This is a genomic window from Bradyrhizobium paxllaeri (assembly GCF_001693515.2).
GTDB lineage: Bacteria > Pseudomonadota > Alphaproteobacteria > Rhizobiales > Xanthobacteraceae > Bradyrhizobium > Bradyrhizobium paxllaeri.
In genome coordinates this window covers 2,023,394-2,050,196 of record NZ_CP042968.1, presented here as the reverse complement: position 1 = coordinate 2,050,196, position 26,803 = coordinate 2,023,394, and the positions used below count along the sequence as shown (strand labels likewise).

The 26,803-nt window shown below is 63.5% G+C and carries 23 protein-coding genes; 7 read left to right on the top strand and 16 right to left on the bottom strand.

What is annotated here, in order from left to right:
* Positions 1–4: 4 nt before the first annotated feature.
* From LMTR21_RS09730 to LMTR21_RS09690, 9 genes are all read right to left on the bottom strand, one after another.
* Positions 5–1,321 (bottom strand): aspartate aminotransferase family protein, encoded by a 1,317-nt coding sequence (locus LMTR21_RS09730; protein WP_065751191.1) that lies wholly within the window; start codon positions 1,319–1,321, stop codon positions 5–7.
* A gap of 20 nt (positions 1,322–1,341) precedes the next feature.
* A complete protein-coding gene (locus LMTR21_RS09725; RefSeq protein WP_065751192.1) occupies positions 1,342–2,574 on the bottom strand; it encodes an MFS transporter in 1,233 nt (410 codons plus the stop codon).
* Between the two features lie 66 nt (positions 2,575–2,640).
* Positions 2,641–3,486 (bottom strand): CmcJ/NvfI family oxidoreductase, encoded by an 846-nt coding sequence (locus LMTR21_RS09720; protein WP_065751193.1) that lies wholly within the window; start codon positions 3,484–3,486, stop codon positions 2,641–2,643.
* Positions 3,487–3,678: 192 nt separating this feature from the next.
* Complete coding sequence (locus LMTR21_RS09715) at positions 3,679–4,620, bottom strand: ABC transporter substrate-binding protein (protein ID WP_065751194.1); 942 nt, start codon at positions 4,618–4,620, stop codon at positions 3,679–3,681.
* Positions 4,617–5,717 carry an LLM class flavin-dependent oxidoreductase gene (locus tag LMTR21_RS09710; RefSeq protein ID WP_065751195.1) on the bottom strand — a complete coding sequence of 367 codons (1,101 nt, stop codon included), beginning with the start codon at positions 5,715–5,717 and terminating at the stop codon, positions 4,617–4,619. The genes LMTR21_RS09715 and LMTR21_RS09710 overlap by 4 nt, the downstream gene beginning before the upstream one ends.
* A 25-nt stretch (positions 5,718–5,742) precedes the next feature.
* Positions 5,743–6,927 (bottom strand): acyl-CoA dehydrogenase family protein, encoded by a 1,185-nt coding sequence (locus LMTR21_RS09705; protein ID WP_065751196.1) that lies wholly within the window; start codon positions 6,925–6,927, stop codon positions 5,743–5,745.
* Entirely contained in the window at positions 6,921–7,718 is a 798-nt protein-coding gene (locus LMTR21_RS09700) for an ABC transporter ATP-binding protein (protein ID WP_065751197.1), read from the bottom strand. The genes LMTR21_RS09705 and LMTR21_RS09700 overlap by 7 nt, the downstream gene beginning before the upstream one ends.
* The gene (locus LMTR21_RS09695; RefSeq protein WP_065751198.1) at positions 7,712–8,740 is read right to left on the bottom strand and encodes an ABC transporter permease; all 1,029 of its coding nucleotides are present in this window, start codon (positions 8,738–8,740) and stop codon (positions 7,712–7,714) included. Before LMTR21_RS09695 ends, LMTR21_RS09700 begins: the two co-directional genes overlap by 7 nt.
* Positions 8,718–9,812 carry an ABC transporter substrate-binding protein gene (locus tag LMTR21_RS09690; protein WP_065751199.1) on the bottom strand — a complete coding sequence of 365 codons (1,095 nt, stop codon included), beginning with the start codon at positions 9,810–9,812 and terminating at the stop codon, positions 8,718–8,720. Before LMTR21_RS09690 ends, LMTR21_RS09695 begins: the two co-directional genes overlap by 23 nt.
* Positions 9,813–10,096: 284 nt before the next feature.
* Here LMTR21_RS09690 and LMTR21_RS09685 point away from each other — a divergent pair, with 284 nt between their 5' ends.
* Positions 10,097–10,876 carry an SDR family oxidoreductase gene (locus LMTR21_RS09685; protein ID WP_065751200.1) on the top strand — a complete coding sequence of 260 codons (780 nt, stop codon included), beginning with the start codon at positions 10,097–10,099 and terminating at the stop codon, positions 10,874–10,876.
* 251 nt (positions 10,877–11,127) lie between these two features.
* Here LMTR21_RS09685 and LMTR21_RS09675 read toward each other — a convergent pair whose 3' ends face one another.
* A complete protein-coding gene (locus LMTR21_RS09675) occupies positions 11,128–11,427 on the bottom strand; it encodes an HU family DNA-binding protein (protein ID WP_028347431.1) in 300 nt (99 codons plus the stop codon).
* A gap of 429 nt (positions 11,428–11,856) precedes the next feature.
* On the opposite strand from LMTR21_RS09675, the gene LMTR21_RS09670 reads away from it, so the two are divergent.
* The 4 genes from LMTR21_RS09670 to LMTR21_RS09655 are packed head-to-tail and all read left to right on the top strand — an operon-like array spanning position 11,857 to position 16,929.
* Positions 11,857–13,473 (top strand): ABC transporter substrate-binding protein, encoded by a 1,617-nt coding sequence (locus LMTR21_RS09670; protein WP_065751201.1) that lies wholly within the window; start codon positions 11,857–11,859, stop codon positions 13,471–13,473.
* A 24-nt stretch (positions 13,474–13,497) separates the two neighbouring features.
* The gene (locus LMTR21_RS09665) at positions 13,498–14,475 is read left to right on the top strand and encodes an ABC transporter permease (protein WP_065751202.1); all 978 of its coding nucleotides are present in this window, start codon (positions 13,498–13,500) and stop codon (positions 14,473–14,475) included.
* 4 nt (positions 14,476–14,479) lie between these two features.
* Positions 14,480–15,310, top strand: coding sequence for an ABC transporter permease (locus LMTR21_RS09660; RefSeq protein WP_057833491.1), 831 nt, complete (start codon positions 14,480–14,482; stop codon positions 15,308–15,310).
* A complete protein-coding gene (locus LMTR21_RS09655; protein WP_065751203.1) occupies positions 15,307–16,929 on the top strand; it encodes an ABC transporter ATP-binding protein in 1,623 nt (540 codons plus the stop codon). Before LMTR21_RS09660 ends, LMTR21_RS09655 begins: the two co-directional genes overlap by 4 nt.
* Positions 16,930–16,999: 70 nt before the next feature.
* On the opposite strand, the gene LMTR21_RS09650 is transcribed toward LMTR21_RS09655, so the two are convergent.
* On the bottom strand, positions 17,000–18,673 hold the full coding sequence (locus tag LMTR21_RS09650) for an alpha/beta hydrolase (RefSeq protein WP_065751299.1): 1,674 nt from the start codon (positions 18,671–18,673) through the stop codon (positions 17,000–17,002).
* 276 nt (positions 18,674–18,949) lie between these two features.
* The gene (locus tag LMTR21_RS09645) at positions 18,950–20,254 is read right to left on the bottom strand and encodes an NAD(P)/FAD-dependent oxidoreductase (protein WP_065751204.1); all 1,305 of its coding nucleotides are present in this window, start codon (positions 20,252–20,254) and stop codon (positions 18,950–18,952) included.
* A 74-nt stretch (positions 20,255–20,328) separates the two neighbouring features.
* Here LMTR21_RS09645 and LMTR21_RS09640 point away from each other — a divergent pair, with 74 nt between their 5' ends.
* Positions 20,329–21,183, top strand: coding sequence for a VOC family protein (locus tag LMTR21_RS09640; protein ID WP_065751205.1), 855 nt, complete (start codon positions 20,329–20,331; stop codon positions 21,181–21,183).
* Positions 21,184–21,238: 55 nt separating this feature from the next.
* Here LMTR21_RS09640 and LMTR21_RS09635 read toward each other — a convergent pair whose 3' ends face one another.
* The 3 genes from LMTR21_RS09635 to LMTR21_RS09625 all read right to left on the bottom strand — a co-directional run bounded on the left by LMTR21_RS09635 (position 21,239) and on the right by LMTR21_RS09625 (position 24,772).
* Entirely contained in the window at positions 21,239–22,891 is a 1,653-nt protein-coding gene (locus tag LMTR21_RS09635; RefSeq protein ID WP_065751206.1) for a regulator, read from the bottom strand.
* Entirely contained in the window at positions 22,888–23,598 is a 711-nt protein-coding gene (locus LMTR21_RS09630; RefSeq protein ID WP_065751207.1) for a cysteine hydrolase family protein, read from the bottom strand. The genes LMTR21_RS09635 and LMTR21_RS09630 overlap by 4 nt, the downstream gene beginning before the upstream one ends.
* Positions 23,599–23,776: 178 nt before the next feature.
* The gene (locus LMTR21_RS09625) at positions 23,777–24,772 is read right to left on the bottom strand and encodes a LysR family transcriptional regulator (protein WP_065751208.1); all 996 of its coding nucleotides are present in this window, start codon (positions 24,770–24,772) and stop codon (positions 23,777–23,779) included.
* A gap of 99 nt (positions 24,773–24,871) precedes the next feature.
* On the opposite strand from LMTR21_RS09625, the gene LMTR21_RS09620 reads away from it, so the two are divergent.
* Positions 24,872–25,420, top strand: coding sequence for a YybH family protein (locus LMTR21_RS09620; protein ID WP_065751300.1), 549 nt, complete (start codon positions 24,872–24,874; stop codon positions 25,418–25,420).
* Here the strand turns inward: LMTR21_RS09620 and LMTR21_RS09615 are convergent, their stop codons facing one another.
* Positions 25,421–26,782, bottom strand: a complete 1,362-nt coding sequence (locus LMTR21_RS09615; protein WP_065751209.1) for a hypothetical protein — start codon at positions 26,780–26,782, stop codon at positions 25,421–25,423.
* Between the last annotated feature and the right edge of the window lie 21 nt (positions 26,783–26,803).

The window sequence follows — 26,803 nt, the reverse complement described above, 5'->3', positions numbered from 1 at the left end:
CTGGTCAAAGCGTGCCTGCGACTTCCTCGAGCGCACCCGATGCCGCATCGATAATCGCATGGATATCGGCATCCGTCATCGGGGTCGACAACGCCATCAGCCCGTTGCCCGCAGCCAGCACGCCGCGATTGAGCAGTGCGCGCGAGAACACCGTCTGCCGACGCCCCTCTTCCTCGCTCAGATAGGCCGAGCGATAATCGCGGACCGGACGGTCGGCGAAATGAATCTTCAGGAGCGAGCCGAGGCCGACAGTGCCGCCGGGCACGCCATGGCGCCGAAACGCTTCGTTGATGCCGGAGCGAACCGCCTCACCCATCGCGTCGAGCCGCGCAAAGGCGGCGTCGTCGAGCAGTTCCATCGCGGCGATCCCGGCGCGCATCGTCACCGGATTGGCGGAGAACGTGCCACCATGCGGCAGCGCCGGCTTGCCCGGGCGCGGGTCGAACACCGCCATGACATCCCTGCGGCCGCCGATGGCGCCGACCGGAAAGCCGCCGCCGATGATCTTGCCGAGCGTGGTGAGATCCGGATCGATGTTCCAGATTCCCTGCGCGCCGCGAAAGCCAAGCCGAAACGTGATGACCTCATCGAAGATCAGGAGAGCGCCGACCTCGCGCGTCACCTGGCGCAGCGCTTCCAGATAGGCCCGATCGGCCGGCGCGAGACCGGCGCGATTGGGCATGGGATCGACCAGCACGCAGGCGAGTTCGCGCCCATGCTCGCGGATCAGGCTGACGGCGGCCTCCAGGTCGTTGAAGGGAATGGTGACGACATCGGCCAGCACATTGTCGGGCGTGCCCTTGGCATAGGCAACCGAGACCGGCGCGTTGCGGCCCCAGGCTTCCGGCGTCGGATCGAGGCTCACCTCGGCATAATCATAGGAGCCGTGATAGGCGCCCTCGCATTTGGCGATCTTGGGACGGCCGGTATGCGCGCGCGCAGCCTTCAGCGCCATCATCACCGCCTCGGTGCCGGAATTGGCAAACCGCACCTGATCGACCGACGGCAATCGCGACGCTAGCAACTCGGCGAGATCGACCTCGGACGCGGTCGGCAGGCCGAACGCCGAACCCAGCGCCAGCTGTGCGGTCGCCGCCTTGATCAATGTGGGATGGGCGTGGCCGTGAATCTGCGAGGTGAAATTGTTGATGCAGTCGATATAGACATCGCCGTCGAGATCCCAGACCCGGCAACCCTCCCCGCGCGCGGCATAGATTGGATAGGGCTTCATGTACACGGTGGTGCGGGTATTGCCGCCGGGCAGGCTCGCCAGCGCCCGATCGTACATTTTCTGCGACGACGAGTTTGGATCGGGGTACATTGCGCCGTTCCCTGCAAAGGTCAGGTGTACATCAAAAACACAATCGTCCCGATGATCAAGGTCGCGGCCATGAATAGCAGCACTGCAGGAAGGCCGAAGATCGTCGCCACCACGCCGGTGGCCGATTGCATCAGCGCGGCGCCGAGGAAGAACGCGAGGTTCATGCCGGAGAGCGCCTTGCCGGCATTCTGCGCGCCCGCCAATTGCCGTGTCATGCCGAAGAGCAGCGGTTGCGCCGATATGGCTATACCGATCAGCACCAGCAGCATGCTGTCAAACCACGGCGGCATCGCGGCCACCCCGAACAGATTCGACAACGGATAATGCGGCGCCCCCGCCGCCATGACCGCAAGCAACAGGGCGACAAAGGAATGCGTGGCAGCCAGCACTTCGCGGCGATGGCCGATGCTGCGGTCGACAATGCCCATCAGCACCGGCCCGCCAATCAGCGCCAGCGTGAACAGGCCAAGCGCATTGCCGGCTTCGATGCGGCCGAGCGCTTTGATCTCCATCAGCCACGGACCGCCCCACAACCCGCGCAGCACCAGTGAGGCCGCCAGGGAAACCAGCCCCAGCGCGATCAGACCGCGAAGCGGCCGCGACAGCCCGATACGCAGCACCTCGGCCATCTGCGAGAGCGGCGAAGAATCATCGGCATGCTCGGCCGCTTGCTTCGGAACCAGCAGGAACACTGCAATCGCCACTACCGCGCCAAAGCCCGCGGAGATCCAGAACCCCGACCGCCAGCCAAAATGCTCGACGACGAAAGCCAGCGGGCTCGCCGACAGCAGCATGCCGATATTGCCGATCGAGAGGATGATGCCGGACCACAGGCCGAATCGCGCCGCCGACATCTGCTTCGCCGCCAGTGTCATCGGGCACATCAGCATGCCCGAGGTGGCGACGCCGAGCAGGAACTGGCCGAACAGAAAGCCTTCCGGCCCCGTCGCCAGTCCCGAAGCCAGCGCGCCGATGATGGTTCCCACGAGCAGGCTCAAGGCGACCGGGCGGACGCCAAAACGGTCCATCGCGGCGCCGACCGGGATCTGCGAGGCAGCGAAGGCGAAATGATAGATCGAGGTGAGGCTCGCCAGCGTCTGCGGCGGGGTTTTGAAATCGGCGGCCATCACGTCGAGGCTGATGGCCGGAATGGTCCGCAGCAGCGTCGACAGCATGTGGCCGCAGGCCAGTGCCAGCAGCGCAAAAATCAGGGCGCGGAAGTTGCCATCCGCGCTATCGGCCTTGCCGTCCATGAGCTGTCTCGCCCCAAAACTGTTTGGGGCGAGGTATCACCAATATCGCGGGAACGCGAATCCGGCTCAGTTTCTGTGGAACACCAGCGTCCGCAGCTCGATGCTCTCGCGCGGCGGCGCATCGGCAGGCGTGGTCGGATCGATAAAGGCGGTGTGCGGCCCGAATCGGGTGCGGCCGTCGGTTGCAGAATCGTAGCACTTCAGGAGCAGCGCCTCGTCGGCCCGCATTTCCGGGATGTAGTACCAGCGATGGTTCGGGTTGTATTTCACCGAATAGGTTTCGCCGCTGCGGTTCGGATAGATCAGATCGGAGGCGACGAGGTCGCCCGGCTCGACAGTCTGGCCATCGCACATCGCGAGCGGCGCATCGCGCAACGGCCCGCGGATCGGCCGCCACACGTTGATCACCTGCACGCGTCCCTTTAGAAGCTCCTCGGCCTCATCAGGCAGATGTTCGCGAACGCGGTTGGCGCCTGATTTGTCGGTCTGGTCGACATGGACGCGCGTGGCCGGCTGGCGCGGCCCGGCGCCCCGGATGTCCGCCGCGCCCTCGACGCGCTTGCGCACGGTGTGATCGAAGATGACGACGCGGTCAGCCTTCAGCGTTGCCTTCAGGAAGGCTTCGACGGCGGGATAGTAGACGTCACGCACTTCCTTGTCGTTGTAGAAATCCTTGACGATGGTGGGATGGCGGACCAGCGAAAATCCTTCGCGGTCGAGCGAAAGATTGGCGGCGATCAGACGCGCGTCGAAGATCGGAACGTTGTGCGGTTCGGGCAGCGCGGTGGATTTGGGTTCACCCGGCGGCGGATCGAAGGCGTAGGTACGCGGCTTTCCCGCTACAGGAGCGAGATAGTTCAGTTCGGCAGTGACGAACGGAAGCGATTCGAGTTTGGCTTGCTGCAGGCCCATGGTGTTCTCCTGGACTCCATTGTTGTTCTGTTTGATCTTGGGCCGGTCGCCGAGCCCGACAAGACGATCTGGAAAATAGCAACATTGCCATTGCCGGCGCCCACGAAAGGGGAAAATCCTTGTCTGAAGCGCCGGCCGGACCGGACAGTATTTTCGTCGCTCACGCGTTCGTCATCACGCGCGAACTCCGCGTTACAGCCCGGCCCCCTTGCCGATGGCCTCGGAAAACGACCGGTCGACGATATCGGCCGCATTGAGGTTCTGCTTGATCAGCCCCGAGCGGAAATAGAGATCGATGGTCTTCTGCTCGTCCACGACAACGGCGTCATCGATCGGCGTGATCCTGATCTTCGCCCGCGTCAGCCAGTTCAGCGGCACCGAGGTGGGAATGTTCATCAGCTTGCCCCAGGTCTCGGCGTAGCTGGCGACGTTGCCGGCGGACCACGCCCGGGCCGCGGCCAGGCGGCGCACGAAGTCCTCAAGCTCCGGGCGCTTGTCCCTGATGGCATTGGGCGTCGCGACCTGGAAGCCGAGGCCCGGCGTCAGCCCCTCTCCCGTGATGATGCGGCGGGATTTGAACAGCACCTCTTCCTGGCTCACGTAAGGCTCCCAGGTTGACCAGGCGTCGACCGACCCTTGCGTGTAGGCGACCTTGGCGTCCGACGGCGCGAGGAAAGCGATCTGGACATCGTCCGGCTTCCATCCCCTCGCCTCCAGCGCCGCGAGGATCAACTGATGGCCGATCGAACCACGGCCGGTTGCGATCTTCTTGCCGCGCAGATCATCAAAGCTCTTGATCTTCGATTGCTCCGGCACCAGCACCGCCAGCCCATCCCGCGACTGGCGGACGGCGGCGATCGCTTTCACCGGCACGTTGGTGGCCGCGGCAAAGGTGAATGGCGCGTCGCCGACCAGCCCGGTCTCGATCGCGCCGGCGCCAAGCGCTTCCAGTAGCGGCGCTGCGGCAGGAAACTCCTTCCACTCGATCTTGTAAGGAACATCCTTCAGCACGCCGGCCGCTTCCATCACGGCCTGCGAATTGCCCTTCTGGTCGCCGACCCGAAGCGTGGTCTGCGCGGAAGCGAGGACGGCGGAGCCGAGCAGCAGCCCGGCAGCAAGAGCAAGACGGATCATTGTGCGGCCACTCCCTGCGTCGCCTGTCGCTGGGCAATCAGTTTTCGCGTCAGCGGAATCAGCTCGCGGCCATATTCGATGGCGTCGATCAGCGGATCGAAGCCGCGAATGAGAAAGTGGCTGATGCCGAGATCATGATAGTCGCCGAACACTTCGGCGACCTGCTCGGGCGTGCCAACCAGCGCCGTGGAATTACTGTTGGCGCCGGTCAGCTTGGCGATCTCGGTCCATAGCCGCTTGTCGATCCGCGTGCCCTGGTCTGCCAGCGCCAGCAGACGCCGCGCACCCGCGGTCGCGTGACCGTCGGCGGGCTTGCGATAGCCGGTCTTGTCCTGCAGCGTGGTGGCGCGGGCGAGAATGTCATTGGCCTTGGCCCAGGCTTTTTCCTCCGTGTCGGCCAGGATCGGCCGTACCGACAGGCTGAAGCGGGGCGTCGGCCGGCTGTGCCGCGCCGCGGCGGCGCGCACGCGCGCGGTGACGTCGCGGACCTGCGCATAGGATTCACCCCACAGGGCAAACGTATCGGCGTGCTTGCCGGCAACCTCGATCGCCGCATCCGAGCCGCCGCCTACGAAGGTGTAGATGCCGCCGGGACGCGAGGGCTTCACCTGCGAAAAGCCCTTCTCGACCTTGTAATATTTGCCCTCGTAGTCGAACGGCTGTTCGCTGGTCCATTCGGCGCGGACGATATCGAGGAACTCGCTGGTCCGCGCGTAACGCGCGTCCTTGTCGTCGAGCGTGTTGCCGTCCTGGCGCAGTTCGGTGGCGTTGCCGCCGGTGATGACGTGCAGCGAGACGCGACCACCGGAAAGCTGATCCAGCGTCGCAAGCTGGCGCGCCAGCAGCGTCGGCGCGGTAAAGCCGGGCCGCTGCGCGATCATGACCTTGAGCTTTCGGGTAATGCCGAGAACATGCTGACCGATCTGCAGCGCGTCCGGCGTGGTCGAGTGAAACGCCAGCAGCGCGCGGTCGAAGCCAGCAAGCTCGTGCGCCTTGGCCACCGTCTCGATGTGGTTCACATCGAGGACGGGGCCGGACCGCACGATGGTTTCTGAGGAATTGTTGGTCGAGATAAATCCGATGAACTCGACGGACATGATGGGACTCCAGTTTAGGGAAGGTTCAGAGGCCGAGCGCGAGACGGCCGGCGGCAATTCGGGTGGTGTCGTCCTGCGGCGTGTGGACACGACCGCACAGGACGTCGCGATAGTGCCGCTCCAGCGGGTTTCCTCGCGACAGGCCGTGATTGCCGGCCAGCGACAAGGCATCCTCGACAACCGTGACGGCGTTGTTCGTCACCGTAAGCTTGATGATGCTCGACTCGATCGCGCTCAGCGGAAGGCTCTTATCGAAATCATCGGCGAAACTGCCGATCAGCCGGGCATTCACCGCAAGCCGGGCCTCGATGCCGCCGAGCACTTCCTGCGCCCGCGGCAAGGTCGCGAGCGGCGCGCCGAGATTGGCCGGAACGCGCTCCCTGAGAAAACCGATCAGCCAGTCGCGGGCCGCGCGGACGACGCCATCATAAATGGCAGCAATGAAAATGGCGCCGATGGTCGCGTGGGTGACGTCGGGCGCCCGCCACTCGTCCGGCCGGCGCACGTCGATCTCGTGGTCGAGCGGAAAGACGACGTCTTCGAAAATAACGTCATGGCTGCCGCTGGCGCGCAGGCCGAGATGATCCCAGGTTTCGACGATGCGCGTACCCGGAAGACCGGCCGGAACAAGAAAGAATCCGACGCGCGTCTCCGCTTCGTCGGTCCTGGCCCAGACGGCGTACCATTTCAGGATCGGCGCGCCGGTCGAGTAGATCTTGCGGCCGCTCAGCCGCCAGCCGGTTTCGGTACGGCGGGCAATCGTCGCCGGCAGCCCTCCCCGCGCCGGCGATCCGAGGTCCGGCTCGACGCGAAGCGCATTGACCAGCGCGACACCCTCGACCGTCTCCCGCGCAAGCTTGCGCGACAGGCGGGCAGGCCAGCGCGAACTGCGCGACATGACGAGGTGCTGGATGTAATGCATCGACAGTACCAGCGCGGTCGACGGATCGGCCTTGCCGACAATGCCGAGGATGCGCGCTGCCTCCGCGGCACCCGCGCCTCCTCCGCCAAGCACTGAAGGCACCGTCAGCGCCAGCAGGCCGGCCTCCGACAGATCCTCGAAATTCCGGAACGGAAAGCTGCCGTCGCGGTCGTGGACCGGCGCCCGCTCCGCGAACACCTTCGCCAGCACTACGGCACGCGCGACGTGGTCAGGCCCGGCCTGCGGCGCCGACTCTCTCGCTGCAATATGGCTGGAAGCCGTCACCATGTGGCGTCCAGTCCCAGCAAGCCGAGGATCTGCTTGCGGAGGTCCGCAAGGTAGGGATCGCCGCGATGACGCGGATAAGGGCGTTCCACCGCGATATCCGCCTTCACGCGCGCCGGACGGTCGCTGAGTACGATGACGCGGTTGGCGAGGAACAGCGCCTCCTCCGCGTCGTGGGTAACGAGCAGCGTCGTAAAGCGCTTGCGCTGCCACAGCGAGACGATTTCGGCCTGCATGGTGATCCGCGTCAGCGAGTCGAGCTTGCCGAGCGGCTCGTCGAGCACGAGGATTTTTGGATCGTTGACCAGCGCCCGCGCCAGTGCAACCCGCTGGGCCATGCCGCCCGAGAGCTGATGCGGATAGGCGTTGCGAAAGCCCGACAGCCCGACCAGATCGATCGCCGCATCGACGCGCTGGCGCTGGCTTTTCAAAATGCCCTGCGCCTCGAGACCCAGCGCGACATTGTCCCAGACCGAGCGCCATGGGAACAGCGTGGGATCCTGGAATACGACGACCCGCGACGGATGCGGCCCCTTGATGCGGATATCGTCCTCGCGCAGGACGCCGGCGCGCGGCGTTTCCAGTCCGGCGACCAGCCGCAGCAAGGTCGACTTGCCGCAACCGGAAGGACCGAGCAGCGCGACGAATTCGCCCGGTTGGATCGAGAGACTGACGTCTTCCAGCACGGGCAGCGCGACACCGTCGATATCGAAGGCGTGGCTGACATGCTCGATATCGAGTTCGGCACCGGCCGCGGGATATGCGACCACCTCGGCCGTAGCATGCGCTACCATTTGACGACTCCCTTCTGCCAGACCAGCAGGCGATCCCGCGTCCTGAACAGCAGCGTGATCGCGCCGGAGCACAACAGCGACATCACGATCAGCGCCGCATACATGTTGGCGTACGCCGCCCAACCCTGCGCCCATTGCAGGTACCAGCCGAGGCCTGCCTTGACGCCGATCATTTCCGCCACCACCAGCACGGCAAAGGACGATCCGAGCCCCATGAACAGGCCGACGAACACATGCGGCAGCGCCGCCGGGATCGCGACCTTGAGCACGAGGAAAGACGGCTTCGCCCCGAGCGTGCGCGCGACGTCGTAATAGGCGTTGCTCACGCTCGCGACGCCCGACCAGGTGAGCACGGTGACGGGAAAGCCGGTCGCGAGCGCGATCAGGAAGGTGCTGGCGCTCCAGCTCGACGGAAACGTGAAGAAGGCGATCGGAAGCCAGGCGGTCGCCGGCAGCGGGCCGATGAAGCGCAGTACCGGATGCACCCAGTAGCCGACGCTTCGCGACCAGCCGATCGAAACGCCGGTCAGGAAGCCGATCGTCGCGCCGATGACGTAGCCGCCGAGTTGCAGCTTGACCGACGCGAAGACGCTGTCGAGCAGCTTTGGCAGATCGTCCGTATAGACTTCGAGGATCGCCTGCGGCGGCGGGAAGAACGGTAGCGGCAGCCACGCGAACTTCGCGGTCGCAACCTCCCACAGCGTCAGGAACAGGCCGAGCGCGACCAGCCACGGCGCGCGGCGGCGCAGCGCCGGACCAGCGGGCCCCAGAAAATCGGCGCTCAGCGTGCCGAACAGCACGAACGCTGCGACCACGAATGCGGCAATCCCAAGCGCATAGGTCCGCGACCAGTCGCCGACGTCGGGCCACCACAGTGAGGACAGGCCGAAGGCGATCCAGGCAACCGCGGCCGCGCCCCCTATGCCGGAACTTTTCAGCCACTCGCCGATCGCCGCCGCCCGAGAACCTGCGGCCTGCGAGCCCTCGACAGCGATCCCGTCAGACACTGAATAGGTCGACATAGATCTTCTCCGCGAATTTGGCCGTGTCGGTGCTCGGCTTGAAGACGGATACGGTCTTCAAGCCGTCGGCATAGGCTTTCAGTTCGCGCTTGAGCACATCGCCGACGGGATGGTGGTGGTGGGTGTGATAGCGCGCCATGGCTTCGAGATCGGCCAGCGTCGCCGTCTTCGGCGCGTAGGGCTGGAACGATTTGGCGGCCTTGTCCGGATTCTGCGAGGTGAACATCGCAGCATCCAGCAGCGCGCGCGTCAGCGCCCGGGCGACGTGCGGCTCCTCGCGGATCAGGCTGCCGCGAATGCCGACGATGCAGCAGCTCTTGTCGCGATACTCGCCATCCAGGTTGGATGCGACCTCCTTGTACTGGCTGTCCTTGAGCCAGAGATGGGCGAGCGGGTCGGACGCCAGGAAGGCCTGAACCTCGCCCTTCTCGACCGCGAGATTGAGGAGATTGCCGGGATAAGGCCGCCAGTCGACGTCCTTGTTGGGATCGATGCCGAGCTTGGCAAGCTGGATCGAGAAGAAGTTCTTGTCGGGTCCGGCGAGATCGCCGACGGCGACGATCTTGCCCTTGAGATCGGCGAGCTTGTCGACGCCTGAATTGGTGCGCGTCAGCACGCGCATGCAGCCACCATGCGTGCCGGCCGCGATCTTGACGTCAAACCCCTGTTCGAGCGGCTTGAGCCAGCGCAACGCCATGCCGAGGCCGGCATCGGACTTGCCGGTTGCGATGGCTTCCAGCAACTGGTCGGTCGAGCCGCTGTAGTTGATGAGTTCGATGTCGAGATTGTGCTTCTGGAAGAAACCGTAATCGATCGCGACCGGAACCGGCGCCAGGCAGACGGCGCCGGCATTCCACGACAGCTTCAGCTTGCGCGGCGCGCCCGAAAGCGGCGTATCGGATGCCGTCCTGCAGATGGGAAATTCCGATAAATCGATCGCCGGTGCGGGGCGAAACGGGAAGGCCTGCGCGCCGAAGACGCCGACCGGGGCCGCCAGTGCGGCGGCTGCACCCGAGCGCAACAGGGTACGCCGATCGAGCAATTGTCTGCCGCGCGGCTTGTCTTCTGACATTCTTCTTCTCCTTTGCAAGCACGCGACCACGTTCGCGCAACGCGGGAAGCGTTGCCGCCTGGCACCGTGAATGGTTGAAAATTCGTTTCAGTCTCGACGAGAGTTTCGGTTTCTCGTTCCGCCGAAGTTGACGCTCGAGATGATGCGCGGCAACAATGGGATCGTCAATAAAATGGAATTTTGAATGTTGAAACGGACGGAGAGTTTATCTCCCTGTTCGTTCCCTTCGACGGTCGAACGATTTTCGCGCGACCAGTTCCGGCTCAAATCACAGGCAGAACAACATGCAAGTCACGATGAAGGACAGAGTCGCCGTCGTTACCGGCGGCAGCAAGGGAATTGGTCTCGCCGTCTCAAGGCAATTCGCCGCCTCCGGCGCCAGGGTCGCGATCCTCGCGCGCGGCGCGGCCGACCTGAAGGCGGCGCGGGAACTGCTCGCCAAGGAAGGTCTCGCGGTGCGCGACTATGTCTGCGACGTTGCGAAGGCATCAGACATCGCGAAGGCGCATGAGAAGATCGTCGCTGATCTCGGCCCGGTCGACATACTCATCAACAATGCCGGCACCGCGCGGACCATAGCGTTCGAGAACATCTCGGATGAGGCGTGGCAGGAAGACCTCGACCTCAAACTGTTCGCCGCGATCCGTTTCAGCCGACTGGTCTGGCCCGGCATGAAGGCGCGCAGATGGGGCCGCATCATCAACGTACTCAATACCTACGCCAAGGCGCCGGCGGCGTCCTCGGCCCCCACCTCGGTATCGCGGGCGGCCGGCATGGCGCTGACCAAGGTGATGGCGAGCGAAGGCGGCGAGCACAACATCCTGGTGAACGCCATGCTGGTCGGCCTGATCATGAGCGATCAATGGGTGAAGCGGCACGCGGCGCAAGCACCGGACACGGATTTCGAGGTGTTTGCCAAGAACCTCGCCAAGGGCACACCCTTGGGACGCATCGGCACGGCGGAGGAATTTGCGAACCTCGCCTGCTTCCTTGCCTCCGAGCAGGGATCGTTCATCACCGGTACCGCCATCAATGTCGATGGCGGCCGGTCGCCGGTGGTGTGAGCGGGACGCTAATGCAGCCGTGTCTCCCTCGCCCCGCTCTTGCGGGGCCGAGACAAGCGAAGCTCGCTCTTGGAGCGCTGGGGTGAGGGGCTCTCACCACGAGCCGTGACGGTCGTGAGACCTGTACCCCCTCACCCGGATCGCACCGGACGATGCTTCGCATCGCCGAGGCGATCCGACCTCTCCCCGCAAGCGGGGAGAGGTTAAAACAAACAAAAAGGCCCCCGTCGCCGGAGGCCTTTTCGCTTTTCTTAGACCGCGTCCTTGGCGGCCTTGACCGGGCGGGCCCGGACGATCTTGCGGGCCGGCTTGGCCTTGAACATCATTTCCTCGCCCGTGAAGGGGTTGGTGCCCTTACGAGCCTTGGTCGCCGGCTTCTTAACCACGACGAACTTCGCGAAGCCAGGAACGAGGAACAGCCCGTTCTTCTTGAGCTCCTTGTGACCGACGTCAACGAGCGTGTCCATCACGTTCTTGACCTCTTTCTTCGAAAGCTCGGTGGTGGTCGCGATCTTCTCGATCAGCTGCGACTTAGACATTTGGGTGGCCATGGTTGCTCCATTGATTCTGGCACAGGGCGACGATATGGCGAAAAACGCCTAGAAAATAGGGCTTTCGACAATCTGCACAACTATCTCGCTAGTCGAGTTGCAGTGATTCGTCCAATTTTTCCGGGGTTTTTAACATCAGAAGCCCTCCGAAGCCTATTTTTAGGGGGATTCTGCACGCCCCGATGCCCCATTTCCGGACAATCCCGGGCTGCGCGCCAGTCTCCGCCTCTATCGGAGCGAGCCGCGATTTGCCTTCTGACCGGACAAAATGCGCAGGTTGATCGGCCGGCAAGCACGTTGTTTTCAGGAAGGATTTTCCGCCCTGTGCGTTGAAATGAAAATGACTCGCGTTGGCGTTCCATCGTAAAATCGCCCCCTAAGGCGGACGCGTGAACGGTTCGCCATCAATTATGTGTTCGGAGACTTCGCATGGATTTGACGCGCCTTGAGATCAATCGCCGCACCGCACTGCTGACGTCGGCGGCCATCGCGGCCAACGTCATCAATCCGATGCGGGCCTTCGCGCAGGAAACCCCGCGCAAAGGCGGCGTGTTCAACGTCCATTACGCCGCCGAGCAGCGCCAGCTCAATCCGAGCATCCAGGCCTCCACCGGCGTCTACATCATCGGCGGCAAGATTCAGGAGAACCTGGTCGACCTCGATGCCAACGGCCAGCCGGTCGGCGTGCTCGCCGAGAGCTGGGAGGGGACCCCGGACGGCAAGACCGTGACCTTCAAGCTGCGCCAGGGCGTCACCTGGCACGACGGCAAGCCGTTCACCTCGGCCGACGTCGAATTCACCGCCATGAACATGTGGAAGAGGATCCTCAATTACGGATCGACGCTGCAGCTCTTCCTCACGGCGGTGGAAACGCCCGACGCCCACACCGCGATCTTCAAATACGAGCGGCCGATGCCGCTGAACCTGTTGCTGCGCGCCCTGCCCGACCTCGGCTATGTCTCGGCCAAGCATCTCTATGAGAACGGCGATATCCGCCAGAACCCGACCAACCTCGCGCCCGTCGGCACCGGTCCGTTCAAGTTCGTCAAATATGAGCGCGGGCAATACATCATCGCCGACCGCAACGAGAATTACTGGCGGCCCAACGCGCCCTATCTCGATCGCATCGTCTGGAAGGTGATCACCGATCGCGCCGCCGCGTCGGCGCAAATGGAAGCCGGTGAACTTCACTACGCGCCATTCTCGAGCCTGACGCTCTCGGATCTCGCCCGCCTCGGCAAGGACAAGCGCTTCATCGTTTCGACCAAGGGCAATGAAGGCAACGCCCGCACCAATACGCTGGAGTTCAACTTCCGCCGCAAGGAACTCTCAGACATCAGGGTTCGCCGCGCCATCGCGCATGCGATCAACGTGCCGTTCTTCATCGAGAATTTCCTCGGCGATTTCGCCAAGCTCGGCACCGGCCCGATCCCGTCGACCTCGACCGACTTCTATCCGGGCGCGAACACGCCGCAATACGCTTACGACAAGGCCAAAGCCATCGCGCTGCTCAACGAGGCCGGCTTCAAGCCGGGCACCGGCGGCACGCGCTTCTCGCTCAGGCTGCTGCCCGCCCCCTGGGGCGAGGATATCTCGCTGTGGTCAACCTTCATCCAGCAGTCGCTCGGCGAGATCGGCATTCCCGTCGATATCGTGCGCAACGATGGCGGTGGCTTCCTCAAGCAGGTCTATGACGAGCACGCCTTCGATATCGCCACCGGCTGGCACCAGTACCGCAACGATCCCGCGGTCTCGACCACGGTCTGGTACCGTTCGGGCCAGCCCAAGGGCGCGCCCTGGACCAACCAGTGGGGCTGGCAGGACGCGAATGTCGACAAGACGATCGACGATGCCGCCACCGAAGTCGATCCCGCCAAGCGCAAGGCGCTCTATGCCCAGTTCGTCAAGGAGGTGAATACGGAGCTGCCGGTCTGGATGCCGATCGAGCAGATTTTCCTCACCACGATCACGGCAAAGGCGCGCAACCACTCCAATACCCCGCGCTGGGGCTCGGCGAGCTGGCACGATCTTTGGCTTTCGGCTTAAGCCGTTATCGGCCAAGATAGGTTTATGCGCATTCTCGGCCTCGCGGGGCGGCGGCTCGCCGCCTCGATCCCGACCCTTGTCCTGATCCTGATCGGCGTGTTCCTGCTGCTGCAGTTCGCGCCGGGCGACACTGTCGACGCCATGATGGCGCAGATGGGCGGCGGCGATGCCGCGACCGCCAAGGAACTGCGAAAATTCTACGGGCTCGATCTCTCAATCCCGGCTCAGCTCGGCAATTACCTGTGGCGGCTGGTGCGGCTCGATCTCGGTTTCTCCTCGATCTACGGAAAGCCGGTAGCATCCGTGATCATCGAGCGGCTGCCGCCGACGATCCTCCTGATGACCGCCTCGCTATCTTTCGCATTTTTCTTCGGGCTGGTGTTCGGGGTGATCGCAGCGCGTGGCGTCAACCGCTGGCCCGATACGTTGATTTCCACGCTTGGGCTGATCTTCTATGCGACGCCCTCGTTCTGGTTCGGGTTGATGGCGATCGTGGTGTTTTCGGTCTATCTGCAATGGCTGCCACCGGGCGGTTTCGAGGATATCGGGACGATGCGGACCGGCATCTGGCGCCTGCTCGATATCGCAAGCCATCTGGTGCTGCCGACGCTGACGCTTGGGCTGATCTTCCTTGCCATTTACCTCCGCATCATGCGCGCCTCGATGCTGGAGGTGCTGAACCTCGACTATGTCCGGACAGCGCGGGCCAAGGGCCTCGACGAGACACGGGTGGTGACGCGGCACGTGCTGCGCAATGCGCTGCTGCCGATGGTGACGCTGATCGGGCTGCAGGCCGGCACCATGCTCGGCGGCTCGGTGGTGGTCGAAAGCGTGTTCTCGCTGCCGGGCCTCGGGCGGCTGGCCTATGAATCGGTGGTGCAGCGCGACCTCAACACGCTGCTCGGCATCGTCTTCGTCTCGGCGCTGCTCGTCATATCCGTGAACTTCGTCGTCGATCTCATCTATGCGCGGCTCGATCCGCGCATCACGGCGGAGGGTTAGCGCGATGGACGCCGTCAAGCGCTACTTCCGAAGCCCCGCCGCCGTCGCCGGCCTGATCCTGCTCGTGATCGTGATCGCGATGGCGATCTCGGCCGGCTGGTTCTATCCGCGCGATCCGCTGGCGCTCGCGGGCCGTCCGCTGGTCTGGCCGTTCTCCAACCCGCGCTTCCTGCTCGGCACCGACAATTCGGGCCGCGACATTGCCGCACAGATTTTCTACGGCGCGCGGATATCGCTCCTGATCGGCGGCGTCGCGACCGCAATCGCGATCCTGATCGGCATTCTCGTCGGCGCCTTCGCCGGCTATTACGGCGGCTGGGTCGACAATGTGCTGATGCGTATCACCGAAGCCTTTCAGACGCTGCCGAACTTCGTGCTGCTGCTGGTGCTGGTCGCAGTCTTCGGTTCGACGCTGACCACCGTCACCATCGCCGTCGGCGTGGTGTCGTGGCCAGCGCCGGCGCGGCTGACCCGCGCCGAGTTCCTGTCGCTGCGCAATCGCGAATTCGTCCAGGCCGGCCGGACGCTCGGCATGAAGAATATCCAGCTGATTTTCCGGGAGATCCTGCCCAATGCGCTGCCGCCGGTGATTGTCTACGCCAGCGTGGTGATGGCGGTCGCGATCCTGCTGGAGAGCGCGCTCGCCTTCCTGCGGCTGTCCGATCCCAACGTAGCGTCGTGGGGCAATCTCATCGGCTTGGGGCGCGATGTGCTGCGCGTGCAGTGGTATGTCTCGGCGATCCCCGGGATTGCCATCCTCGTCACCGTGCTCGCGGTATCGCTGGTCGGCCAGGGTCTCAACGACGCGCTCAATCCGAGGCTGAAGGGCCGATGAGCGAGCAAGAAACCAGCCTCTCGCTCGATCGCCTGAGCGTCCGCCTGCCCGCTGGCGCGGACCGGACGCATGCGCTCAGGGACGTGTCGCTGGAGATCGCCTCCAACGAGATCCTCTGCGTGGTCGGCGAATCCGGCTCCGGCAAGTCGATGATGGCGAACGCCGTCATGCGGCTGTTGCCGAATGAGGTAACGATCGACGACGGCCGGATCATGTTCGAGGGCCGCGATCTCTGCGCCGCGTCGATGGCGGAAATGCGCGAGGTACGCGGCGACGGCATCGCCATGATCTTCCAGGAGCCGATGACGGCGCTCAATCCGCTCCGCACCATCGGCGACCAGATCGCCGAGATGTTCTCGATTCATACCGATCTGTCGAAGGCAGAGATCAACACGCGGGTGCTTTCGCTGCTGGCGGACGTCCGCATCCCCGATCCCAAGGTGGCGGCGAAGGCCTACCCGCATGAGCTCTCCGGCGGCCAGCGCCAGCGCGCCATGATCGCAATGGCCCTGGCGCTCGATCCGAAACTGCTGATCGCGGACGAACCGACGACGGCGCTCGATGTCACCACACAGGCGCAGATACTAAAGTTGATCCGCGACCTGCAGCAGCGCCGCAAGACGGCCGTCATGTTCATCACCCATGATTTCGGCGTGGTGGCCGAAATCGCCGACCGCGTGGTGGTGATGCAGCATGGCGTCATCGTCGAACAGGGCACCGCTTCCGACGTGCTGCACCATCCGCAGCATGCCTATACCAGGCAGCTCATCGCCGCGGTGCCGCCGCTTAAGGCACCGCCGCCGCGCCCTCTTGCTGCCGATAACATCCTAACCATCTCGAGCGTCTCCAAGACCTACCGCACCGGCGGTTTTCTGGGGCGCGGCGCGCGGGTAACGCCAGCCGTGAAGAACGTATCGCTCACCCTGCCCCGCGGCGCGACGCTCGGCATCGTCGGCGAATCCGGCTCCGGCAAATCGACGCTGGCGCGCTGCATCGTGCGGCTGATCGACCCCGATACCGGCTCGATCGTGCTCGACGGCCGCGACTGGGCGAAGATGTCGCGCGAAGACGTTCGCCGTGAAACTCAGCATATCCAGATGGTGTTTCAGGACCCGTTCGCCTCCCTCAACCCGCGCCGCAAGGCCGCCGAACTGGTGGCGCAAGGGCCGATCGTGCACGGCACGCCGCGGGCAAAGGCGATTGCGGATGCGAGAGAGTTGTTTGCACTGGTCGGGCTAGATCCCTCCGCCGGCGACCGCTATCCGCATGAATTCTCCGGCGGCCAGCGCCAGCGCATTGGGCTGGCCCGCGCGCTGGCGCTGAAGCCGGACGTGCTGGTGGCGGACGAGCCGGTGTCGGCGCTGGATGTCTCCGTGCAGGCGCAGGTGCTGAAGCTGCTTGCGGAGCTGCGTCAGCGGCTCGGGCTTTCGATTGTGTTCATCACGCATGACCTGCGCGTCGCCGCGCAAATCTGTGACCTCGTCGCCGTGATGAAGGATGGGGCGGTCGTGGAACATGGGCTCGCAGGCGAGGTGTTCGGCAATCCGCAGCACGCTTATACGCGCGCCCTGCTCGACTCTATCCCCGGCGGCGCGTTCGCGCGCGAGCATAAGGTGTGAATGCTGATATTGCGGCCATACTACCTCAGAAGCGGATATCAACGGTGCACAGATGAATGACTACTGACATTTAGCCCTCTCTCCGCTGCACCACTCGATGACGCGGCTTGGAGAGGTGCTGCTTCAGCCGCGTGATCTCCTCCGCCGACCAGTCGCGAACGTCTGTCACCTCCTTCCACGCCTCGATATAGTGCGCCGGAGCGTAGACATGGCCGAATCCGATAGGTGCGTCGGTCGCCATGAACATGTCCAGCATCAGTTGAAAGAGCGTTATGACCGGATACCAGTGCACTTGCGGCGAGACGTCCGGCCCCCGTGGCGGCAGCATCCACTCCGGCTCGCGATAGAGGCTGCGATAGTCGAAGAAGGTCGCCGGGTCGCTTGCGTATTGGAGGTAAACGATCCGGATTGGCCCCCAGGCCGCGTTCGGGCCTGAGGGCTCGGCGGCCTCTCCGTGCTGGTTCATGAAGCGAACGAACGATCCATCGCGAAAGCGGGGAAGCCACACGGGTGATCCGGGATTACGGCGGTCGGTGAGCCGGCGCCAGAGCCTGCTCGTATAGGGCGGCCCGCTCCAGAGTGCGCCGTCGAACGGATCGCGCAATACCTCGATCAGGTCCGACGACTGTTCGGAATTCCTGGCGCCAAGACTGATGCCGTGCAGATAAAGTCTCGGCCGGCTGTCCTTGGGAAGCGCGATCCAATATCCATAAATCTCCTTGAACAGGGCGCGCGCAACATCGGCGCCATAACCTGGATCCGTCAGCAGGTACAGCCAACTGGCGAGATAGGAATATTGAACGGCAACGCTCGCGACGTCACCGCCGTGCAGATATTCGACACTGTCGATCGCTGCCGGGTCAACCCAGCCGGTACCGGTCGGCGTCACCACGATAAGCACGGATCTCTCGAACCCGCCGACCCGCTTCAATTCCTCCAGTGCAAGCTTGGCACGCTCTTCGGGGGTATCCGCCGATCGTAACCCGACATAGACGCGAGCAGGCGAAAGCGCGGCCCTACCCGAAAGAACGCTGATGTCTTCGCGGGTCGGCCCCGAGGTGATGAACTCCCGTCCCGCCCGTCCCAGCTTGTCCCAGGCGAGCAGAGACGTGCGGCTGCCGGTCTTCAGAGGCGCCAACGGCGGCTCGGTCTCCACTTCGATCAGCGCGTCGTATTCCCGGAAGGATGCCTCTGCGACCCGCAGAAAGGCGCGGAAGAGAAGCCCATTGATGACCAACCAGAATAGAGCAACCGTCGCGATGACGCCGACAACGTTGGATACTCGCGCGGGCAGAAAGCGCTTAGCCCGTGTCGTTACAAAGCGGAGCGTCAATCGGAAGAACCGCGCGAGCGCGATCAACATGGCGAACACTGCCAGCGCAATGAGGCTGACCGCGAGTGGATGCGCCGTGTCGACCGGCTCGAGTTCCATCAACTCACGGATCGAATTCTGCCATCTTGCCGCCTGCGAGAGGGATACAACCGCAACGATCGCGCAACTGGTCGTGGCGACGAGGTAGGCGGCGCGCAGGAAGCGGCCGTTGAGCCGCGCGAGTTCCATGTAATCCCAAAGCCAAACGCCGAATACGCCGATGCCATATCCAGCCGCCAGAGAACATCCCGAAAGCAAGCCTTGCGTCAAAAACGTCCGCGGCAAGAGCGTCGGCGAGAGAGAGGCAGCAAAGAAGAGCGTTCCGAGGACAAGGCCGCCGGCAGATAACGAATGCCAAAGCTCTCTCTTCATGGCCGGGAATCGATTGGTAACCATCGTGCTCCGAGCGAAGTGTGGCCAGAACGAATTCCAACAGGGGCAGACGCATGAACGTCAGATTGATGCCGATCCTGGAGGATAGCCGGCACGCATCGTATCCAAGGGAGAACAACTGGGAACGTACAGCCGAGTTCAACGGCCGCCAACGCACAGTGAAGAATAATTGTGCTCCGCTTGTCGTCATCACCTTGGCCGACCCTCGCGGACAGTGCCGGATTTACGAGTACGCTAGAGAGGGATCATCGTTCTTCACGCCATCTCGCGCGCATCTCTTCGGCGATACACCAGCAGCATCAGCGGCGCGAGCTTGCGCAGGACGCCGTGGGCGACGATCGGCACCGGCTCGGTGAACGGCAACGCCAGCTCTTTCTCCGGCACACCGCGGACGGCCTTTGCGAGCTCATTGCCGAGCGGCATCGTCAGCGCTACCGCGCGGCCATTGCAGCCGGTCCAGCCATAGGCGTTTGGGCCGAGCTTGTGGATGCGCGGCAGAAAATCCGTGGTCATGCCGACATAGCCGTTCCAGACATAATCGAACGAGACCTCGCCGATCTGCGGCCACAGCCGCTGCAGCCGCTCGGTGACGCGCGCCTTGATACGCTCCACCTTGTTGCCGGGGCCGATCACCGCGCCGCCGGTGACGAGGCGATTGCGTGCGTCATAGCGCGCAAAGTAGAGTTCGCCGTGTGTGTCCGACATCGCCTGCCGTGTCGGAATGATGGTCTTGCGCACGTTGTCGGACAATGGCTGCGTCGCCATCTGCCAGGACAGCACCGGCATCACCTCGCGCGCGATGTCAGGCACCAGCGACTTTGAAAACTCGCCGCTATAGGCATTGGTCGCAACCACCAGCGCGCGGCCGGAAATCTCTCCCTTCGCCGTCTTGACCACCCAGCGGTCGCCGCGGCGCTCAAAGCTTTCGGCCGGTGAGCGCGCATAGATGCGCCCGCCGAGGCCGAGCACGGTGCGCGCGAGACCGCGGGCCAGCGCCAGCGGATTGATATGGCCGCCGGTTTTGTTCCAGAAGCCGCCGAACCATGCATCGGAACCGAGCATATCGCGCGCCTGCTCGCGCGACAGCAGTTCAACCGGCGCGCCGAACTTCGACCACTGCCGGACGCGGCGCTCGGCGATCTTGATGCGGCCGGGCGAATGCACGGGCTGCACCCAGCCGGCCTGCTCGCCCTCGGCATCGATGTTGTGACGCCGCGTCACATCGAACAGATAGGACGCGCTGTCGCGCAGCATGCCGACAAAACGTTCTCCGGCCTCGCCATGCTTCGCAACAATATCCTCCGGATCGGGCCGCGACAGCGTCGGGATCACCTGCCCATTGTTGCGTCCCGAAGCGCCCCACCCCGGCTCCGCGGCCTCGACAATGGCGACATCGACGCCCGCCTCGCGCAGATGCAGCGCGGTGGAAAGGCCGGTAAAACCGCCGCCGATCACGATGACATCCGCCTGCTGCGTGCCGGTCAGTTCGGGCAATTCAGGCCCGGATGGCGTCACGGCCGCCCATAGTGAATCGGGCCAGCGGACGTTGCGCGTATTCATCGGTATCCTTTCTTGCAGCGGCCTTTTCGTTCTGCTTAGTTTAGCCCCCTAACTGCATCCAGGGAAATAAAAGAGTGGCACTCAAAAACGTCATCGGAATCGATCACGCCGTGGTCATGGTGAAAGATCTCGACAAAGCCGCCGAAAACTACAAGCGGCTCGGCTTCACCGTGTCGCCGCGCGGCACCCACAGCGCGCATATGGGATCGGGCAACTACACCATCATGTTCGATCCCGACTATATGGAATTGCTCGGCGTGCTGACGCCGACGGAACATAATGCTCCGGCGCGGGCCTATCTTGAAAAGAACGGCGAAGGCATCGAGCGCATCGCGTTCACGGCGGTGGATTCGGCCGAAGGCGCGGAAGAAATTCGCGCGCGCGGCTATCCGCCCGTTGGGCCCACCGATTTCGAGCGGCCGGTCACGATGCCTGACGGAACGGTGTCCGCAGCTAAATTCCGCACCTTCCAGTGGCCGACGGCGGAAGCGCCGGGCGGCGTGCGCATCTTCGCCTGCCAGCACAAGACGCGCGAGACGGTTTGGATTCCTGAACTGATGAAGCACGCCAATGGCGCCAGGCGCCTGAAGCAGGTGCTGATGGTCGCGCCCGAGCCGGCCACGGAAGCCGCGCATCTGGCAAAGATGATCGATCGCGAGACACGCAACGAGCCGGATGGCGCGGTCGCGGTACCCTCAGGCGGCGACCGCGCGGATTTCGTGTTCCTGACGAAGGATCAACTCGGCAAGCGCTATCCCGGCGTGTCGCTGGCCGGCCTGCCAGAGCGCGGCGGCGCGGGGCTGGTGATTGTGGCTGATGTCGCAGCGGCGGAGAAGGCGCTCGGTGCTGACGGCGTGAAGAGCGGAGCTGGCGTTATCGTGCCGCCCGCTGCGGGCAATGGCACGATGCTGGCGTTCGTGAAGGGCTAAGCTGGAATGCTCGCTCCCCGGACGCGCTACGCTGCGTCCGGGGAGCGCGCCCGATCTACTCCGCCGGTGCTGCGGCCGGCACTTCCGAATGCGAAGTGTAACTCGCACTCGCACTGGTCTTCGCCAGCGCGAACAGGCCGGCGGCCATCACCGCATAGGCCAGCGCCACGCCCGGCGTGACGCCAAGGCCGCCGCCGATGCCGACGGCTTCGCCGTGCATGAAACCGAAATAGGTCATGACCGCGCCGGCGAGCGCGAAGGCTGACGCCTTCATGAAGTCGCGCTCGATGACGAACACGCCGATTGCGCCGAGCACGAGACCGGCGAGGATCGAGCCGCCACCCATCACTTCCAGTCCGTGATAGATGACGCCCTGCTGCGGCAGCGAGGCGATAGCGGCTGCCTTCACAGCATCGACCTTGTCGGCGGCGAGACCGCCGACGGTCTGTGCGGCGGTCATGCTCGCAGCGAGCATGGTGTCGATCTGCAGCTTGGCCCACGCGGCGAGATGCGGCGTCAACGCCAGCACGATCGCCGGCGCGTGCTTGACCGGCGTGGTCTGGAATGCCTGCGCGCCAATCAGCATGCCGATATAGAGCAGGATCGGCGAGATCGCGACCACTGGCACCAGCGCCAGCAGCACCGAGATGATGCCGAACCACGACAGCAGCACCACCAGGATGCCGGTCGCCGCCGAATAACCGATACGCCCGCCCATCGCCTTCCAGCCGGGATGGCCGATATAAACAGCGTTGATGAAGGGATTGCCCATCAGGCAACCGATCAGGCTGACGACGCCGTCGGCGGTGAGCACGCGCGTGGTCGGATATTCGTCGCCGGCCGCTTCCGCGCTTTCGACATTGTCCATGGCCTCGACGAGATCGTAGATTCCGAACGGGATAGCCGTCACCAGAATGATGCCGAGGAATTCAAAGCCGGAGAAGACGTGGCCGAAAGCCGGCAGCGGCACCGAGAAGCCGAAATTGGCAAAGGCATCACCGAGGCCCTTCAGGCTCAAGCCACCGAGCCCGAGGCCGAACAGGTTCGACCCCCAGGCGATCAGCATGCCGGCGGCAATGGCGACGAGGCCCGCCGGAATTCCCTTCGGGTATTTCACGCCGCCGAACCACGCCACCAGAATGATGGCAAAGCAGACCAGCCCGATCTGCGGCGTCATGTACATTTCCAGCGCCGGCCGCATCGAGATGAAGGTGACGGAGACGCCGGCGAGTGTGCCGAGCAGCGCCGCACGCGGTGTGATCTTTCTGATGTATGGCGCGATGAAGCCGCCGATCATCAGGATAAAGCTCTGGAAGAACACCCAGACCAGACCTGCCGACCAGCCCTTGAGGGGGTCGCCGGTCTTGAGCGTGATCGGCAGCATGATCACGAAGGTGACAATGAACATGTGCGGCACACTGACGCCGGACGGCAGCGCACAGACGTCGTTGCGCCCGGTCTTCTGCGCCAGTTTGTAAGCGAGATACGCGTAATAGAAGGTCGAGAGGCACATCATCAGGCCGAGCGCCGGCAGGATGCGGCCGAACACGATCGAGTCAGGCATCTTCAGCACGAAGCGCAACAGTCCGGTCAGCACCAGCATGTTGACGAGGATGTTGGTACCGAATCCGAACAGCGCATTCCAGTCGCCCGGCGTCCACAATGCCGGCTTGAAGGTGGATGGTGCTGAAGTCCCCGTCGTGCTCATCGTGATGCCCCCGCTACTGCCGTTGTTGGAATCTCCGGTGAAAGTGTTCCCAGCACCGCGGCCGAATCGGAGACCCAGCCGAAGATGCCGCCCTGGGCCTTGATCATCTTCAGGCCCATCTCGTGGAATTCGGGAAAGTAGGAGGCGCAGCCATCCGCCAGCACGACGCAGCGATAGCCGCGGTCATTGGCCTCGCGCACGGTGGTGTTGACGCAAACCTCAGTGGTGACGCCGCACACCAAGAGGTTCTCGATGCCGTAGCGCTGGAGCACCTCGCCCAGCTCGGTGGCGTAGAACGCGCCCTTGCCCGGCTTGTCGATCACGATCTCGCTGTCGAGCGGATACAATTCAGGAATGATGTCGTGGCCGGCCTCGCCGCGAATGAGAATGCGCCCCATCGGCCCGGGATCGCCGATGCGCAAAGATGGCGCGCCGCGCTCGACCTTGGCCGGCGGCGCGTCGGAGAGATCGGGCAGATGACCTTCGCGGGTGTGGATGACCAGCATGCCGGCCCCCCGCGCCGCATCCAGCACGGATGCGATCGGCTTCACCGCCCGCGCAAGCTGGCTGACGTCATTGCCGAGCGTCTCGCCGAAGCCGCCGGGCTCCATGAAATCGCGCTGCATGTCGATGATGAGAAGTGCGGTCGCCGCCCAGTCGAGCTCGATCGGCTCCGGCTCCGCTGCGAGCTTTGCTGAGTTCGCCATGACGTACGCGCCCCGAACGAGACAACTCCCGGGGTAAGGCAAGCAAGCCGCATGCCATTGTGTACAATACCGTCAGGCGGCGGATCTGAAGAAAATCGGTCGTGTTGTCAGTTCGTTACCCATCGATACCGATCGTGGTTCGCCCTTGTCGAACGCACCACAAGCGAGCAGTTGCTCATTAGCTGTGCATGCTGCGACTGCGTTTGCCCGATCGAACTGATGATCCGTCGTTTCCTGTCCGCACCTGTCCCAGCAGCTCGACCAGCCAGGCAAGCCCGGTATCCATCATCGCTACTTTCGGCAGGATCATATTGATCGAGAAGCGTGGCAGCGGCAGCGGCGCCTTGACGGCGACGACGTCAAAGCGGGCGCCATGGATTTCCAGGAATCTTCTCGGCAGCGCGGAGACCATCTCGGTATCGGCCAGCACCGAAAGCGCAAAAATGAAGTTGGGGACGGTCAGGGCCACACGGCGCGCAAGGCCTTTCTTGGCGAGCTCAACATCCACGAATCCGGAAACATCCCCGGTATGGGAAACGACGAGATGCTCCATCTCGCAGTAGCGCTTGAGGGTCGGATTACGCTGGAACGAATGCCCCTTTCGTGCGGCAATAACGAACTCTTCCTCGTAGAGCTTCTGTTTATGGAAACGAACCGGACTGTCGTCGAAGGGTATGATCGCGATATCCAACGACCGGTCTTCGAGCTCCTTCAACGCATCCTTCCACGCCAGATGAGGCACGGTGAAGCCTTGCACCGGCAGCAACTGCCGGATGCCCACATCGACGCCCGGCGCCACTTCACGCAACCTCTCCAGCAGCGAGGGCAGGATAACCGACGACACGCCGTCCGGCGCGCCAATGACGAAGCGCCGCGTCGAATGCCGCGGCTCGAACGGCGTCGCCGACGAAACGACGCCGCGAATGCGCGCGAGAATTTCGGCCACTGACGTCGCGAGCTGGAGGGCGCGCTCGGTCGGGACGACGCCTTTCGGAGTCTTGAGAAACAAGGGGTCGCCGAGCAGCGTGCGCAGGCGGCCGAGGCCATGGCTGATGGCGGACGACGAAAGATGCAGCCGCTCCGCCGAGCGGCCCACATGCCGCTCCTGAAAGACGACCTCGAACAGCACCAGCAGGTTGAGATCGATCCGGGAAAGGTCAATCTGGTTCAGCATAATGCTGAAATCATATCACTGGATTCAGCATGATTGAAATGGGATTTGGGTTGCACCGCCGGTCATTCGCCGGCCCAACCCGAATGGAAAGAGACCGAAATGTTCAAACCGAACCACTGGAAGCGTTTGGCGCTGAAGGCCGTACTCGCCATGCCACTGTCGGCCAGCGCCGCACAGGAGCCGACCTCGACAGTTTCAGAGCAGGAACTTGTCGATCTGGTCAGAGAGACCGAAGCGCGGGCTTCGGCTTTCATGCGCGGCGACATGGACAAATGGGCTGGCCTGACGCGCATCGCCGATGACTTTACCCTGATGCAGCCGTTTGGTGGCGAAGCCAGCCGGGGTTTTGACATGAGTCCCGAGCGGCTGGCGCGGCTCGCCAGCTATTTCAGAAACGGCGATGCCAAAGTCGAATTGGTCCAATCCTACGCATCGGGCGATCTGGCCGTCCTTGCCGTGATCGAGCGTGAGCACGGCGAGGTCGGCGGCTTGCCGGATCAGGACTGGTCGCTGCGGGTGACGCTGGTCTATCGCAGGCAAGGCGCAGAGTGGTGGCTGGTTCACCGCCATGCCGACCCGCTGGTCCGAAACGTCGGACTTGAGACAGCCGCAGCACTGGCCCGCGGCGCAAAGCTCGAATGCCGCTGACTAGTTCCTGTTAAGCAGCGGCGTTCCGAATGCCCGCCGCCAGACCGACAGAAAACGCGGAAACCAGGAGTGGGCGACGGCGCTTTGATACGCCCACGTGCGGTATTTGAGGCCCCTTTCCGACAGCAGCTCCTGATATCCGCCGTGCGTTTCGGTTGCAGTTCGAATGTCCCTCAAAATATCGCGGGCGCAGGACCGGTACGTGTCGGTGCCGGAATGTTCATCGTAGTCCAGCATGCGGTCGGCGAATTCGACGTTGAAGGTCGGCCAGCAGGAGCGCCCCTGATAGGCCGGAGCTGCGATCTTGTGGATCAGCTTGGTCTGCGGATTTTCCACCGATACCAGGAAGTGAGACGTATCCGGAATTCGAAACTGCGGCTCGCCGAGTATCAGATCCGTCGTGGCTGCGAACAGCGCGCGTTCGCTCTCGTCACCGAGATCCCAAAATCCCTCGTGCACATTGACGAAATCGAGCGCAACGGAAGACGCCCCCGGCTCGCTCCTGGAATCCAGGGCATGCCTGATATAGCCATGCTTGCCGAACAGTCCGAGCAGTTCCACTTTATACTGTGAGAGCGCGCGCCCAAGCCGCGCTTCCAGCTCGATCTGGTCGATCACCCCCAATCGGATGCCCCGCACAAAAGTCGCGTAGACGCAGGCATTGGTGACGAAACGCCTGCGCTCGGCGCGGGTATCCGTTGCCGCGGAACGGGGTGTGTTTACGTCGCACAGCAAAGCCGTGAGGTCGTTGTCGGCGAATGGCTCCAGCGCGCCAGCGAGTTGAAGTATCGCCTTCTTGAGGTCCTCGCGATATTCGGCAAGCAACGCGCGGCCGGCATGAGCGCCTTGCGCCATCGCCAGATACGAAGATTGGTCCGCGCGCATGATCTGTTCCAGACCGGCGAGGATACCCAGCAGCGTATCCGACGGCAGCGAGAAGTAATTGACGCCGATGTAGCGATCGCCGCCCGCGGGAACGATGGTCGTGGTGACGACACCGGCGCGGACGGCCTCCAGCATCAGCCGGACGCTCTTTTCGAGCAAGCGAACCCTGCGGACGGCATCCTCGGAATCGATGATGGTCTCGGGATCGAGAACATCGGGATAAAACCAGGCAAAGTCCCGCGGATAGTAGGCGGACGCGTGCGGGGCGCCCGTCACCAGGAAAGCTTCCTGCGGAGAAAAGGCATGGTCGACCGACTGTCTGTACAGTTCATCGATCCCTGCCGATGAGTGATACTTTCTCAAAAACCGGTCGCCGAGAAAATTGACAGCCTGAATACCGTTGGCGACGCAGGTGGCAATCGGGCCCTGGTAAAATCGGTATTCGCGATGGGATGAAAATGAAATGTGACGGTGCATCTGCCTGGACGAACGGGGTTT